The organism is Ideonella sp. (genome assembly GCF_036277275.1).
Lineage (GTDB): Bacteria > Pseudomonadota > Gammaproteobacteria > Burkholderiales > Burkholderiaceae_C > Ideonella.
Map to the genome: position 1 here is coordinate 21,807 of NZ_DASUNH010000056.1, position 13,610 is coordinate 35,416.

General features: G+C 68.7%; 13 protein-coding genes. 3 read left to right on the forward strand and 10 right to left on the reverse strand.

All coding sequences use genetic code 11. The features are described 5' to 3' along the window. Nucleotides 1-8: 8 nt before the first annotated feature. The gene (locus VFY73_RS10540) at nucleotides 9-617 is read right to left on the reverse strand and encodes a nitroreductase (protein WP_329718397.1); all 609 of its coding nucleotides are present in this window, start codon (nucleotides 615-617) and stop codon (nucleotides 9-11) included. Between the two features lie 145 nt (nucleotides 618-762). Here VFY73_RS10540 and VFY73_RS10545 point away from each other — a divergent pair, with 145 nt between their 5' ends. Then, nucleotides 763-1,449: a hypothetical protein gene (locus tag VFY73_RS10545; RefSeq protein ID WP_329718399.1), complete on the forward strand. Its 687-nt coding sequence runs from the start codon at nucleotides 763-765 to the stop codon at nucleotides 1,447-1,449. 91 nt (nucleotides 1,450-1,540) lie between these two features. On the opposite strand, the gene VFY73_RS10550 is transcribed toward VFY73_RS10545, so the two are convergent. From VFY73_RS10550 to VFY73_RS10580, 7 genes are all read right to left on the reverse strand, one after another. Beyond that, a complete protein-coding gene (locus VFY73_RS10550) occupies nucleotides 1,541-2,812 on the reverse strand; it encodes a dihydrolipoamide acetyltransferase family protein (RefSeq protein ID WP_414654443.1) in 1,272 nt (423 codons plus the stop codon). 62 nt (nucleotides 2,813-2,874) lie between these two features. After that, a complete protein-coding gene (locus tag VFY73_RS10555; protein ID WP_349257110.1) occupies nucleotides 2,875-3,888 on the reverse strand; it encodes an alpha-ketoacid dehydrogenase subunit beta in 1,014 nt (337 codons plus the stop codon). Nucleotides 3,889-3,890: 2 nt separating this feature from the next. Beyond that, on the reverse strand, nucleotides 3,891-5,153 hold the full coding sequence (locus tag VFY73_RS10560; RefSeq protein ID WP_329718422.1) for a 3-methyl-2-oxobutanoate dehydrogenase (2-methylpropanoyl-transferring) subunit alpha: 1,263 nt from the start codon (nucleotides 5,151-5,153) through the stop codon (nucleotides 3,891-3,893). A gap of 298 nt (nucleotides 5,154-5,451) precedes the next feature. Beyond that, entirely contained in the window at nucleotides 5,452-6,054 is a 603-nt protein-coding gene (locus tag VFY73_RS10565) for a YceI family protein (protein ID WP_329718401.1), read from the reverse strand. A gap of 40 nt (nucleotides 6,055-6,094) precedes the next feature. Then, nucleotides 6,095-6,787, reverse strand: coding sequence for a DNA alkylation repair protein (locus VFY73_RS10570; protein WP_329718403.1), 693 nt, complete (start codon nucleotides 6,785-6,787; stop codon nucleotides 6,095-6,097). Nucleotides 6,788-6,809: 22 nt separating this feature from the next. Then, nucleotides 6,810-7,760, reverse strand: a complete 951-nt coding sequence (locus VFY73_RS10575) for an ornithine cyclodeaminase family protein (RefSeq protein ID WP_329718405.1) — start codon at nucleotides 7,758-7,760, stop codon at nucleotides 6,810-6,812. Between the two features lie 12 nt (nucleotides 7,761-7,772). Continuing rightward, nucleotides 7,773-8,465, reverse strand: a complete 693-nt coding sequence (locus VFY73_RS10580; RefSeq protein WP_414654442.1) for a glutathione S-transferase family protein — start codon at nucleotides 8,463-8,465, stop codon at nucleotides 7,773-7,775. Nucleotides 8,466-8,849: 384 nt separating this feature from the next. Here VFY73_RS10580 and VFY73_RS10585 point away from each other — a divergent pair, with 384 nt between their 5' ends. After that, nucleotides 8,850-9,917, forward strand: coding sequence for an ABC transporter substrate-binding protein (locus VFY73_RS10585; RefSeq protein WP_329718409.1), 1,068 nt, complete (start codon nucleotides 8,850-8,852; stop codon nucleotides 9,915-9,917). Between the two features lie 68 nt (nucleotides 9,918-9,985). On the opposite strand, the gene VFY73_RS10590 is transcribed toward VFY73_RS10585, so the two are convergent. Together VFY73_RS10590 and VFY73_RS10595 are read right to left on the reverse strand one after the other, a co-directional pair. After that, a complete protein-coding gene (locus VFY73_RS10590; RefSeq protein WP_329718412.1) occupies nucleotides 9,986-10,681 on the reverse strand; it encodes a PEP-CTERM sorting domain-containing protein in 696 nt (231 codons plus the stop codon). Nucleotides 10,682-10,997: 316 nt separating this feature from the next. Further along, nucleotides 10,998-12,068 carry a hypothetical protein gene (locus tag VFY73_RS10595; protein ID WP_329718414.1) on the reverse strand — a complete coding sequence of 357 codons (1,071 nt, stop codon included), beginning with the start codon at nucleotides 12,066-12,068 and terminating at the stop codon, nucleotides 10,998-11,000. A 304-nt stretch (nucleotides 12,069-12,372) separates the two neighbouring features. On the opposite strand from VFY73_RS10595, the gene VFY73_RS10600 reads away from it, so the two are divergent. Then, nucleotides 12,373-13,374 carry a phosphotransferase gene (locus VFY73_RS10600; RefSeq protein WP_329718416.1) on the forward strand — a complete coding sequence of 334 codons (1,002 nt, stop codon included), beginning with the start codon at nucleotides 12,373-12,375 and terminating at the stop codon, nucleotides 13,372-13,374. The last annotated feature ends 236 nt before the right edge of the window (nucleotides 13,375-13,610 follow it).

Below are 13,610 nucleotides of genomic sequence, written 5' to 3' on the forward strand. Positions count from 1 at the left end.
CGGCGCGCTCAGATCCAGCGTACGAAGTCGTCCGGCGCCGGCCGGGGTCGCACCGGCTTGTCGCGCAACGCAGTGCCCAGGCTGATGAAGCAGATGGCGTGTTCACCCTCGGCCAGCCCGAAAGCCTCTCGCAGCGCGCGGCTGCCCATCGCGCGACCGCTGGACAAGCCACTGGCGTAGCCGCGCGCGGCAGCGGCCAGCATCAGGTTCTGGATCGCGGCGCCGAGCGACACCAGGCGTTCGGGCGGCGGTACGTCCGGCTCGTCGGCGCGCAGATCGGCGATTGCCAGGATCAGCACCGGCCCGCGGAACGCCTTGTCGTTGGCCTCGGCGGACTGCTCGGGCGTCGCACCCGGGTCACGCTCGCGAAGTGCGTCGGCAAAGGCCTGGCCCAACCGCTCGCGCGCCTCGGCACCGAGCACGAGGAAGCGCCAAGGCCGCAGCCGGCCGTGATCCGGCGCGGCCGCGGCGGCGGCAAACAGCTCGCGCAGCGTCGCCTCGTCCGGCGCCGGCTCGCCCAGGTGCTTGGGCCCGACGTGCTGGCGCGCGTGGAGGACACCGTCAAAGCGACTCGCGAAATCATCATCGAGCGGCGCGTCGCCAAATGAATCGGGCATGGAGCAGTCCTGTGTGGCATGGCCCGCTTGGCGGACCGGTGGTCAGTTATTCTGACGCGCGCAAGCACGCAAGGGATCCCCCATGACATCGAACGGCCCTGAGACGGCGCACGGTCTCAGGCACCGAACCGGCCGACGACTCGTGATGGCGAGCACCGTGGCCAGCGCCGTCTCGCTCGGGCTGGTGGCTTGCGGCCGGACTTCGGGCAGCAGCACGCCACCAGCCAGTTTCGGCTCACTGGGCAAGCCGTTGATCGGCTGCCCCGACATCGTCGGTGTCTACGTCTGGCCGCCTGTCGATGGCCTTGTGTTCGCAGACGATCGCCGCCCCCACGGATTCGCTTCGCGCCGGGTCGTCGGGGTGAACGTCTACCCCTACGGCCGCTTCGGCGTCCGCATGACCGGGCGTGGCAGCCCGCTGACGGCCGTGTTCACGCAGCGATCGCCCGAATCCGATGCGCCGGAACCTCGCTTGAACGGCCCCGGTTGGGGCTACCACGAATGGGGCGCCGCGGAGTGGCGCTGCAGCTTCGGCTACCTGGAGACCGACGAGGTCGACTTCGAGGCGCCCACGCCCCTGCCAGGGTCCGGCCCGTCACCCCATGGGGCCGAGAGCGCGCACGGCCGCAGGACCAGCGTGCTTTGGCGCATGACGCGGCTGGCCGACGGCTCCCTGGCGCTGGGGACGCGCGAACACATCACCGGCGGCAAACAATCGCTGTTTTCGTGGGGCGACCAAAGCGCCGGCACCGTGACGGAAGCCGACCACGACGAGTGGCAATGGTCCAGGCTGGAGCCGGTGCAGGACGACGAGCCGGCGAAGAGCCCATAGCCGGGCTCGCCAGACTCGACAGCGCAACCGGTGGCGGTGGCGTGGCAGCCTGTGCAAGCCGGCGGAACGTGACCGCGCCGCCGGCACGCTCTCAGTCGATGAACAGCGTGGCCGGGTGCTCCAGCAACCCGCGCAGCGCCTGCACGAACTCGGCTGCCTGCACGCCATCGACGACACGGTGATCGAACGACGACGACAGGTTCATCATCAGGCGCGGCACGATCGCACCGTTGCGGATCACCGGCCGTTCGACGATGCGGTTGACACCGACGATCGCCACCTCGGGCATGTTGATCACCGGCGTCGTGACGATGCCGCCGATCTTGCCCAGGCTGGTGATCGTGATCGTCGAGCCGGTCAGCTCGTCGCGCACGATGCGGCCAGTGCGCGCCGCTTCGGCCAGGCGTTGCACCTCGGCCGCGAACGACCACAGGTCGTGGGCCTGCGCGTCGCGCAGCACCGGCACCATCAGCCCGGCATCGGTCTGCGTCGCGATGCCGATGTGCACCGCCGAATGGCGCGTCAGCGTCCCGGTCTCGTCGTCGAAGTTCGCGTTGAGATCCGGGAAGTCACGCAGCGCGTGGACCATCGCGCGGGCCAGCAACGGCAGCACCGTCAGCTTGCCGCGCGCCTTGCCGTAGCGGGCGTTCAGCTGTTCGCGCAAGGCCTCGAGCTCTGTCATGTCCAGCTCTTCGACATAGCTGAAATGCGGGACGCGCCGCTTGGCTTCTTGCATGCGCTGCGCGATCTTGCGGCGCAGGCCGACGAACTTGATCTGCTCGATCACGTCTTCACCAGCCGCGACCGGCGGGCGCACCAGCGTCGGCGGGGCCGGCGGCGGCGGCGCATGCTTGACCGGGCCGGGTGCGCCGTAGCGCGCGACGTGCTCATCGAGGTCGCGCTGCATCACGCGGCCACCAGGGCCGCTGGCCTGCACCTTGGCCAAGTCCACCCCCAGCGACCAGGCACGCTCGCGCAGCGCGGGTGACGCGATGACGCGGCCGTTGTCGTGCCGCGCAACAGCTGGCATCGCCGGGGCCGGCGGGGGAGGCGCGGTGCGCACGGGTGCGGCAGGTGCAGATGGCGGCGGCGCCACCACCGCAGCGGCGGCAATGGCCGCTGACGCCTGCGCAGCGGCGGCCACGGCAGCCGGCGGCGGGTCCGCCTTGGCCGGTGCTTCACCCTCACGCTCGATGCGGATCAGGTCCGCACCCACCGCCAGTGACTGGCCCACTTCGCCACCCAACGACACGACACGCCCGGCCACAGACGACGGGATCTCGACGGTCGCCTTGTCCGTCATCACGTCGGCCAGCACCTGGTCCTCGGCCACCGTGTCGCCCGGCTTCACATGCCAGGCCACCAGCTCGCACTCGGCAATGCCTTCGCCCAGATCGGGCATCTTGATCACATGGATTGACACGCTCATGCCTCCATCGCGCGCCGGAAGGCCGCGGCAACCCGTGCCGGCCCGGCGAAGTAAGCCCACTCCTGGGCGTGCGGGTAGGGCGTGTCCCAGCCGGCCACGCGCTCGATCGGCGTTTCCAGGTGGTAGAAGCAGTGCTCCTGCACCAGAGCCGCCAGCTCGGCACCGAAGCCACTGGTGCGCGTGGCTTCGTGCACGACGACGCAGCGGCCGGTCTTCTTGACCGACGCGATCACCGCCGGCAGGTCGAGCGGCCACAACGTACGCAGGTCGATGATCTCGGCATCGACACCGCTTTCCTTAGCCGCCGCCTCGCTGACGAAAACCATCGTGCCGTAGGTCAACACCGTCAGGTCCTTGCCCTCGCGCGCCACCACCGCCTTGTCCAGCGGCACGGTGTAGTGCCCCTCAGGCACCTCGCTGGCCGGGTGGGCGGACCAGGGCACGACCGGGCGGTCGGGGTAACCATCGAACGGGCCGTTGTACAGGCGCTTCGGCTCGAGGAAGATCACCGGGTCGTTGTTCTCGATCGAGGCGATCAACAAGCCCTTCGCGTCGTACGGCGTGCTCGGCATCACGGTGCGAATGCCGCACACATGCGTGAACAGCGCTTCAGGGCTCTGGCTGTGCGTCTGGCCGCCGTAGATGCCGCCGCCGCAAGGCATGCGGATCGTGATCGGCGCGGTGAAGTCACCGGCCGAGCGGTAGCGCAGGCGGGCCGCCTCCGAGACGATCTGGTCGTAGGCCGGGTAGACGTAGTCGGCGAACTGCACCTCGACCACCGGCCGCAGCCCGTAGGCCGCCATGCCGATCGCCGAGCCGACGATGCCGCCCTCGTTGATCGGCGCGTCGAACACGCGCGTGCGGCCGTGCTTGGCCTGCAGGCCCTCGGTGCAGCGGAACACGCCGCCGAAGTAACCCACGTCCTGGCCGTAGATCACCACATCGTCGTCACGGCCCAGCATCACGTCCATCGCGGAGCGCAGGGCCTGGATCATGGTCATGGAAGCCATGCTCAGTCTCCCCTCTCGGCCTGGCGCAACTGCGCTAGCAGGTGCGGCGGCATTTCTTCGTAGACGTCTTCGAACATGCTGCGCAGCGGCGGGATGTGGCCGTCGTGCATCGTGCCGAAGCGTTCGGCTTCCTTCATCGCGGCCAGCACCTGGACCTCGAGCTCTTTCTGCGTCGCCTCGTGCTCGGCATCCGACCACGCGCCCAAGGTCATCAAATGCTTCTTCAACCGCTCGACCGGGTCGCCCAGCGGGAAGGCCTGCCAGTCGCCCGCAGGCCGATAACGCGTCGGGTCGTCGGAGGTCGAGTGCGCGCCGGCCCGGTAGGTGATCCACTCGATCATCGTCGGGCCCAGGTTGTTGCGCGCCCGCTCGGCCGCCCAGCGCGAGGCCGCCAGCACCGCGAGGAAGTCGTTGCCGTCGACCCGCAGCGACGCAATGCCGCAGCCCACGCCACGCGCAGCGAAGGTGCTGGCCTCGCCGCCGGCGATCGCCTGGAAGGTCGAGATCGCCCACTGGTTGTTGACCACGTTCAGGATCACCGGGGCGCGGTAGACATGGGCGAAGGTCAGCGCGGTGTGGAAGTCGCTCTCTGCGGTCGAGCCATCACCGATCCAGCCCGATGCGATCTTGGTGTCGCCCTTGATCGCCGAGGCCATCGCCCAGCCCACCGCCTGGATGAACTGCGTCGCGAGGTTGCCCGAGATCGTGAAGAAGCCGGCGCGCTTGTACGAATACATCACCGGCAGCTGGCGGCCCTTGACCGGGTCTTTCTCGTTCGACATCAGCTGGCACATCAGCTCGACCATGTCGATGTCGTCGCGCGACAGCAGCAGGCCTTGTTGCCGATAGGTCGGGAAGCACATGTCGCCTTCACGCAGCGCCAGCGCATGGGCGATCGCGATCGCCTCTTCGCCCAGGCACTGCATGTAGAACGATATTTTCTTCTGCCGCTGCGCGATCAGCATGCGCGCATCGAACGCGCGGGTCTTCATCATCGAGCGCAGGCCGCGGCGCAGTGTTTCGACTTCGACCTCCGGAGCCCAGGGGCCGACGGCGTGGCCGTCTTCGTCGAGCACACGCACCAACGCGCCGGCCATGTCGGCCGTGTCGGCAGGCGACACGTCCAGCGGCGGGCGTCGCACTTCGCCTGGGGCCGAGATGCGCAGGTACGAGAAGTCGGTTTGCTGACCCGGCCGGCCGGTGGGCTCGGGCACATGCAGGCGCAAGGGCCCGGGGTCGTAGGTGGGGGCGTTGGCCGTGGCCACGCTGGCGGGGCGGGTGGCGGTCAGCGCCGCAGACTTGGCGGCAACGGCCGCGGTTTCAGCGGCTCGCTTAGGCACGGTGGGTCCTTACGACGGACAGCATGCAGCGCGCACTGCGCTGCCCCACGCAGCCCGTGGGGCGCGAAGGAATCGACATGGCATCTCCTGGGTGAGGAAGATTGATGTGGCACGACACACCAAGCGGGGTAACGCTCGGCTGCCGGTATCCACAGTGTGCCGTCGACCAATAACCCTTGTCATTGCGAAAGACCCTGAGGCCATCCGCAATTCACGTAGCGATTTATTCGGTCGCCACCGCCTCGACCTGGATACGCAAGGTCACATCCATGCGAAAGCCGTAGGACTTGCCGGCATCGACGCCAAACGCGTCGCGCTGGAACGTGCCGTGCGCATCGGCGCCGCACAACTCGCGCTTGAACAGCGGGTGCGGCATGCATTTGAACTGGCGGATCTCCAGCGTCAGCGGTTTGGTCACGCCATGCAGCGTGAACTCGCCAACCACCTTGCTCGGCGCACCGTCGACGAAGTCGACCAGTTGGCCGCGAAAGCGCGCGTGCGGAAACCGCTCGACATCGAAGATGTCCTGCCGCTTGGCGGCTTCGTTCATCTGCGGCAAGCCAAAGTCGACACTGTCCATCTCGACGATCAGATCGACTGCGCCGTTGCCGGCCGCCTTGTCCATCACGATCTTGCCGGCGGTCTTGTTGAACTTGCCGCGCCAGACCGACAGGCCGTTGAGATGGTCCGCCTCGAAGCTGGGGTAGGTGTGGCTGGGGTCGATCTCGTAGTTGACCGGCGCCGCGGCCGCGCCGACGGCCAACGCGCTCAGCATGGTGGTCGCGGCGGCCGAACGACCGCCAGCAACCAGGGTTTGTTTCAACATCACGCTCGGTCCTCCTGAGATGGGATTGAAGTGGTGGTCGTCACGTGGACGCCTCGTGCGCCCGCAGCTCGCGCAGCGCGTCAGCCGCAATCCAGCGGGCCGCGCGCGATGGCTGCGCCGCCACCCGCTCGGCACAGGCGATGGCCTGCGGCAGCAGCGTGGTGTTGCGCTTTCCGATCTGGCGCAGCGCCCAGTTGACGGCCTTCTTGACGAAGTTGCGTTCGTCGTTCGCGTGCCGTTCGATCAACGGCAGCACCTCGACGAAGCGCTCGTCACCGGCCGCCTTGTCGTGCACTGCCAGCGCGGCAAGCAGCGCGAAGGCGGCGCGGCGCTCGAACTCGGGCAGGCGCGCGGCCCACGCCGGCACCCGGCCCCAGGCCAGCGGCGTGCGCACGAAGGCATTGATGCAGGCCTGGTCGCAGCTGTCCCACGCGTTCAACGTCGACACCCAGGTGTTCATCTGACCGACGGTGAACAGCGCCGGTTCGGCCACCAGCGAGGCCAGGATCTGCGCATCCGGGATGCCGCTGGCGGCCAAAGCGAGTGCCAGCCCGTGGTCGCGGCCGATCTGCCGGCCCAGTTGCCGCAGCATCGGCATCGACAGGCCCAGCCGCCCTTCGGTGCCCATGCCGAAACCGGCCATGCCGGCCAGTGCCTCGGGCCGCGCCTGCGCGCGCAACAGCGCGAGCGCCTCGTCGAGCGACACAGCAGGGCGGGCAGGCGGTTTCCGCATGCGGGCGATTGTGCCGCTGGCCTCAAGGCCTCGCGTCACGGCTGGCCCCGTAGGCCAGCACCGCGGCGGCCAGGTCTTCGAGCGCCGTGCCAACCGACTTGAACACCGTGCGTTCATGGGCCGACGTGCGGCCAGCACACCGGCCGCCGGCCAGGTCGGCCAAGGTACCGCACACATCGGCCGCCGTGAACACGCCGCGCGACATCGGCCCGAGCAGGTCACCGCTCTTGCGCAGCGCTTCATCAGTGTCGACATACAGCGACGCGCCGGCGAAGCAGCCGTCGTCGGCCTCGCGCATCGCCGGCGTGAAGCTGCCGATCAGGTCGAGGTGGCTGCCGGGCTGCAGCCAGCAGCCATTGATCAGCGGCGCGGCGGCCAACGTCGCGCAGCTGACGATGTCGGCCTGCGCGGCAGCTGCAGCGAGGTCGGTGACCGCCGCTGCATCGATACCCTGCACGCGCCACGCCGCGGCCACCGCTTCAGCCTGCGTCGCTTGGCGCGCCCAGACGCTGACCCGCTCGATGCCGCGCACCGCTCGGTAGGCCAGCGGCAACAGCTGCGCCACACGGCCGGCGCCGACGACCAGCAGGTGACGCGCATCGACACGCGCCAGCAACGACGCTGCCAGCGCCGACGCTGCCGCGGTTCGGCGTGCGGTGATCTCGTCGCCATCGATCAGCGCCAGCGGCACACCGGTGGCCGCGTCGTGCAGCAGGTAGCTGGCATGAAGCCCGGGCAACCCGCGCGCCGCGTTGCCCGGCGCGATGTTGACCACCTTGACGCCGTAGTAGCGCCCGGCCAACCACGCCGGCATGATCAGCGACGTGACCGGCGCGCCGTCCGGCGAGGCGATCTCATGCACATGCCGCGCCGGCACCACGCAGCTGTCGTCGGCGAACTGCATGCGCAGCGCGGCGACCAGGCGGTCGAACGGCAGCGCCTTGCGCGTGGCTGCGGCGTCGATGACGATCATGGTCGACGCTCGTCAATCACGGTCGGGCGCGCCAAGCGGGAAGTAAGGGCGGTATGGCCGCGCCTCGTCGACCGCACGGGCGAACGACGGGCGGGCCAGCAGGCGGCGGCGGTAGGCCTTCACGTGCGGGTAGGCGTCACCGATCGCATGCGTCCAGTCGGCATAGAACAGGAACGGCGCGGCGCCGCAGTCGGCCAGGCTGAACCGATCACCGACCGCCCACTCGCGCCCGGCCATGCGCTCGTTCAACCAGGCGTAGGCGGTGTCGAGCATGTCACGTGCCTCTTGCTCGCCATACGCATCGCGCGCCGCGGCCGGCCGCAGCGCATTGAACACGATCTTCTGCTGCGGCGTCGAGATGTAGTTGTCGAAGAAGCGGTCGAGCATCCGCGCCTCCAGCGCTTCGTCCGGATCCTCGGGAATCAGCCGCACCGGGCCCGGTCGGTGCAGCGCCAGGTACTCGACGATGCAACTGGCTTCGAGGATGGTTCGCTCGCCATCCACCAGCACCGGGAAGCGCTTCATCGGCCACAGCTCGGCCAGCCGTCGCGAGGCCGGGCTGTCGGGCCCGTCCAACGACTGCGGCTCGAATGGGATCGCGTTCTCGTACAGCGCCACCAGCGCCTTCTGGCTGTACGACGAGAACGGGTGGTAATAAAGCTGCAAGGCCACGGGTGACGCTCCTTCGTTGGCAATCGTTGGCATGAGCCGCCGGAATGGCAGCCCGCTTGCCTGGACGACGAACAACGGCCGCCGCCATCGACACATCGGTCGCCAAAACTGGGAGCCTACCGCGGCCGGCGGCACAGAGCCCTAACGACGAATTTGCGTAGGCGCGACACCGCATTCTCGATTGGCTACAGAGGAAACATCACGTTGCGTGCGATTCATGACGTTTCAGGGCGCCCGCCGCGGGCGGGGCTGTAACGTGGGCGACAGCCTCGCGAGGGGCCCTCGACGAACATTCCAAGAATCAAAGGAGCAGACCCAGTGACCATGAATCGGCGTGATGTACTTAAACAGGCCCTTCGCAACGCTTGCGTGGTGGCGCTTCCAGGGGCTGCCAGCGTGGCCCGCGCCGAACCGGGCGTGACCGCCTCGCAAGTGATCATCGGCAGCACGCTGGCCTTGTCGGGCCCGCTGGCCGGTGCCGGCATCGCCCACACGGCCGGCCTGAACGCGGCGTTCAAGGCGGCCAACAACACCGGCGGCGGCATCGGCGGCCGGCAGATCAAGCTGATCAGCCTGGACGATGCCTACGTGCCCTCGCGCACGGTCGAAAACACCCGCCGCCTGATCGAGGAGCAGCAGGTGTTCGCCCTCGTGTCGTCGATGGGCACCGGCAACACCGCCGCCATCTTGCCGGCAGTCGAGAAGGCCGAAGTGCCGCTGGTCGGTCCGGTGACGGGTGCCGCCTCGTTGCGCAAGCCGGGGCTGAAGAACGTCTTCCACGTGCGGGCCAGCTACCGCGACGAAACCGAACGGCTGATGCAACAGCTGCTGTCCTGGGGCCTGAAGAGCCTGGCCTTCGTGTACCTGGACAACCCGTTCGGCAAAGAGGTGCTGGCAGATGCCGAGCTCGCAGTGGTCGCCAAGGGCGCGGAGCTGGCAGGCAAGTTCGCGCTCGCGATCGACGGCGCCAACGCCGAAGCGCTGGCCAAGCAGGTGCACGCCCTCAAGCCCAGCGCGGTGGTGCTGGGCACCACCGGCACCGCGAACACGGCCTTTCTGCAGGCCTTTCGCCGCCTGTCGCCGGCCACGCCGGTGGCGGGCCTGTCGGTTTCGGTGCTCGCGTCAGAGCAGGCCAAGCTGGGCCCGGCGCTCAACGGCCTGGCCCTGACCCAGGTGCTGCCCGACGCGGCCAGCACGCGCCTGGCGGTCGTGCGCAACTACCAGGCGGCGATGCGCGCCGCCGGCGAAGACACGCACATCGGCGGCAGCAGCTTCGAAGGCTGGGTCAACGGCCAGGTGCTGATCGAAGGGCTGCGCCGCACCGGCGGCGACTTCCGGCGCGAGAAGCTGCGTACCGCGCTGGCCGGCATGCGCCGGTTGGACCTGGGCGAGTTCGTGCTCGGCTACGGCGGGCAGGCGCCCTATGTGGCCTCGCAGTTCATCGACCTGGCCGTCATGGGCACCAACGGCAAACGCTCGAGCTAGTTGTTGTCCTGTCGCAAAGGGATCCGCGGGCACTGGCGCCCGCCCCACCCCGTGATGGGGTCCATGTCCTAGGGCGCAACGACGCCGACTTCGATGTTGTCGTACAGCACATCGAAGTCATGGTCGCTGCCGTAGGCGTAGCCGGGCTGGTAGGTGGTGATCGCGATCTCGTCGACGCCGGCGATCACATCGGCGAATGTGCGGTCGGCCGGCAGGTAGGGCCGACCCTTCCTGTCTTCGGCGCCGTAGCCGCCCCAGCCCTCGGGCAACGTCGGCGACGTCGGGTCCTGGATCGTCACCGACCAGGTGCGCCAGCCAGGCAGGTTCGCGGCGTCCAGGTAGCCCACGATCGTCCACACCGAGGCGTAGGGGTGGTCCTTCGGCGGGTTGTCGTAATCGCGCAGCTCGACCACCAGCTCGCGCCGCGTCGGTGAACCCAGGTAGTTCACGAGGCGGGCTTTCGTGTCCAGCTGCAGGCGCACCGGCTGCCCCGCCTTCAGCGGCTGCAACCAGCTCGCGCGGCGCTGGAACATCATCGAGCCGGTGGCAAAGCCCTGCACATGGTGAATCGCCGGCGCCGTGTGGCCCAGGTGCTTGTCGACCCACATGATGCCGGGCACGTGGCGCTGGTAGAGCCAGCCGGCACTCTTGCCATCGTCGAAGCCCGTGCGCTGGTGCAGCGGATCGGCGTCGCCCGCCGCCGCGTGGGCGGCGAGCCCCAGGGCGGCCATGGCCACCAGGGCAGGTTTGGAAAATCGATGCATGGGGTGCCTCTTTGTCGTTTGGTGGATGGGACGACGCCGGGCGATCAGCGCGCCGGCATCTGCGCAAGGTTGGCGCAAGATGCTAGGCAGCCTCGGCATTCAAAGCTTGACCAAAACCTGACCATGCTTGGGACCAGCGGGCGGGTCACAGCCCGAACCTACGGAACCGGCCCATCCCGATGACAGGAATCATCTGCATCGTCGGCGCGACCAGCGTGGTCGGCAAGCTCATGATCGCGTGCTTGGCTCAGCCGCGCATCCCATCCATCGGCCACCACAGCCTGCCCTGTCGTGTTGCAGGGCCAGGCTGCCAGGATCAACGCGCCGAGCCGGGAAGGATCGGCTCCAGGCGCACGGCCGAGGTCTCGGTGGCGCCCTGCTTCAGCGCGGTGGCCGCGATTTGCCCACGGTTGTTGATGCCGACGGCGCCGACCACGCGCCACTCGCCCTGGTCTGAACGGCGCAGCAGGTCGTTGAGGTCGTGTGTCGCCCCGCCAGCGTACAGGAACCCCACGCTTTGGCCGGCCACCGTGCCGGTGCCGACCACGGCGCCGTCCTTGTTGATGTCGTGTGCGCAGGCGGTGCCATCGCCCGGCGGCGGCAGCGCGACCATCGCGCCGCGCTCGTACAGGAAGGCCTGGGTGGCGGCGTTTGCGACCGTGTAGGAACAGCCGACGATGCGGCCACCATTGTTGACCGCGTGGGCATGCGACCAGGTGCCCCCCAGCGTGCCGAGCAACGTCATCACCTGGCCGTCGTAGCGGAACGCCTCGGTCGCACCATCGAGCTTCTTCGCCCCGCCGACCACCACCCGCTTGTCACTGACGTCCGCCGGGTCGACATCGACGATGCCGGTGGGCACCGGAATTCGCGTCACGACATCGTTTTCGAAGAGCACGCCGTGCATCACGCCATCGCAGGTCTGCGAAGCGCCCACGACGAGGCCGGCGTCGTTGATCGCGGTGGCGACGCTTCTCAGCAGCTGCCAAGGACAGGCGTCATTGAATGAAGGAATGCTCGACAACCCGGCCACCGGATCGTCGACGAAACCTCTCGATCCGCGATCGAACTCCTGGGTCCCGACCACGGCGCCCGATCGATTCACGTCCGCCGCGATTTCGCCACCACCCGGGCGCTCGAACCGAAACACCTGTTCGCATGTCTGCTTCGTGCAGCGAAAGGCCGCGAAGCCGCCGCCGATCTGTTGAAAGGTGGCGGCCGACCAGGGCCCGTTGCCGATCGCCGCCGAGTCGGCCCGCGCCGGCCCCGGATACGGCGGCGGGTCGAACACATCCACCACCCGGTAGCGCGGTGGCTCCGCATGGGCCATGCCGGCCACCATCATTGCCAGCCATCCTGCCGGCGCGAAACGCCTGAGATGTCGCATCGAATCCTCCTGCCAACCCCGTCTGTGCATTGCCGAAAATTCAGCGGCCGCGCCAGCCGCGTGTGTCTCGACGACCCGTGCGCGCGCCGCTGGCCCTGGTCCCAGACTTCGAGACCTCGGCACAAGGTAGAGCCTGGCAGGCCTTCAAGCCATGACAGTCCATTGCAGGCCCTCGTTCGCGGTGGACGATGACGGCACTCTCCCGGCGGCCGGCTGTGTCGATGCGGGATGGGTGGCGGCATCTTCCGCGCGCCCCCGATGCGAGGTACCGTGGAGAAGACCTCCACGAAATTCCAGCCCCCCCATGTCCACTCGCCACGCAGCCATCGCCCCAGGCCCCGTCTTGCGACAGGCGAGCGACGTCAGCGCTGCGTGGTTGACTGCGGCCCTCGGGCAGGCGGTCACACACGTGGCGGTGGTGCCGGGTGCGGGCAACTGGTCGCAGCAGGCGACCCTGCGGGCAGAGTTGGGCGATGGCACGACGCGGTGGCTGCGGCTGAAGATCTGCATTGGGCAGACCTTTGGCCGATCCGAGGTCGACTACTACACGCGCGACTATGTCGACCTGGCCGGCGCGCCGCTGGTGCGCTGCTTCGCCGCGCACTTTGAACCCGGTGTGGGCTACCACCTGCTGCTCGACGATTTGTCCGACACGCACCACGACCGCCGCGACGTGCCGCCGACAGTCGACCACGGATGCGCGGTGGCGCAAGCGCTGGCCGCGATGCACCGGCACCACTGGGAAACGCAGCCGGCGCCGAGCGACGCCGCCATCAACCGCTACCTCGACGAGATTCGGCCGGGCATCGCGGCGCTGGAGGCTGCGACGGGCCGAACGCTGCAACCGCACTGCGCCCGGCATGAACAGCAGTTTCGCGAGCGCTGGGCCGACCCACGCGGCATGTCGCTCTTGCACGGCGACCTGAACCCGACCAACGTGCTGACGCCGAAGGGGGGCGACCGCCCGGTCTGGTTCATCGACAGGCAGCCCTTCGACTGGTCGCTGACCTACGGGCTCGCCGTCTCCGACCTGGCCTACTTCATGGCCCCGTGGTGGCCGGAGCCGGCCTTCCGGACGCACGCGCCGGCCATCCTGCGCCATTGGTACGACAGCCTGAACCGACCCGACTACGGCTGGGCGCAGGCGCAAGACGATTGGCGGCTGTCGGTTGCGCAGTGCCTCAACGTCCCGCTGCAGTGGTGCTCAAAGGAAGACACGCTGGCGAAGATGCGTTGGCTCTGGGAAGCCCAGCTCGCCCGGATCGATGCGGCGATGGCTTCGCACGCCGAAGGCGAGGCTCGGTGACGCTGACCCGGGCCGATGACAGCGGCGCACCTGGCGCGACGTTGAGATGAACGCACGCCCGGCCGCGCCGCCACGCCTTGCTCAGCTCACTTCGGCACCCATGCGTTGTCGAACGAGTCCTTCAGCGCGGCGCACTGGTGGCCGCCCGCGGGGCCGTAGCTGCCCCCGTTCGAATTGATCAGCACGGCGCTTTCCACGACGATCGGGAACATCAGGTAGCACGAGTCCAGGCCGCC

Bases quoted from the DNA above. Each gene is read 5' to 3' on its own strand.
- VFY73_RS10580 (WP_414654442.1), bottom strand. From the start codon at position 8,465: ATGCCAACGATTGCCAACGAAGGAGCGTCACCCGTGGCCTTGCAGCTT.
- VFY73_RS10565 (WP_329718401.1), bottom strand. From the start codon at position 6,054: ATGTTGAAACAAACCCTGGTTGCTGGCGGTCGTTCGGCCGCCGCGACC.
- VFY73_RS10590 (WP_329718412.1), bottom strand. From the start codon at position 10,681: ATGCATCGATTTTCCAAACCTGCCCTGGTGGCCATGGCCGCCCTGGGG.
- VFY73_RS10570 (WP_329718403.1), bottom strand. From the start codon at position 6,787: ATGCGGAAACCGCCTGCCCGCCCTGCTGTGTCGCTCGACGAGGCGCTC.
- VFY73_RS10595 (WP_329718414.1), bottom strand. From the start codon at position 12,068: ATGCGACATCTCAGGCGTTTCGCGCCGGCAGGATGGCTGGCAATGATG.
- VFY73_RS10540 (WP_329718397.1), bottom strand. From the start codon at position 617: ATGCCCGATTCATTTGGCGACGCGCCGCTCGATGATGATTTCGCGAGT.
- VFY73_RS10600 (WP_329718416.1), top strand. From the start codon at position 12,373: ATGTCCACTCGCCACGCAGCCATCGCCCCAGGCCCCGTCTTGCGACAG.
- VFY73_RS10545 (WP_329718399.1), top strand. From the start codon at position 763: ATGGCGAGCACCGTGGCCAGCGCCGTCTCGCTCGGGCTGGTGGCTTGC.
- VFY73_RS10555 (WP_349257110.1), bottom strand. From the start codon at position 3,888: ATGGCTTCCATGACCATGATCCAGGCCCTGCGCTCCGCGATGGACGTG.
- VFY73_RS10575 (WP_329718405.1), bottom strand. From the start codon at position 7,760: ATGATCGTCATCGACGCCGCAGCCACGCGCAAGGCGCTGCCGTTCGAC.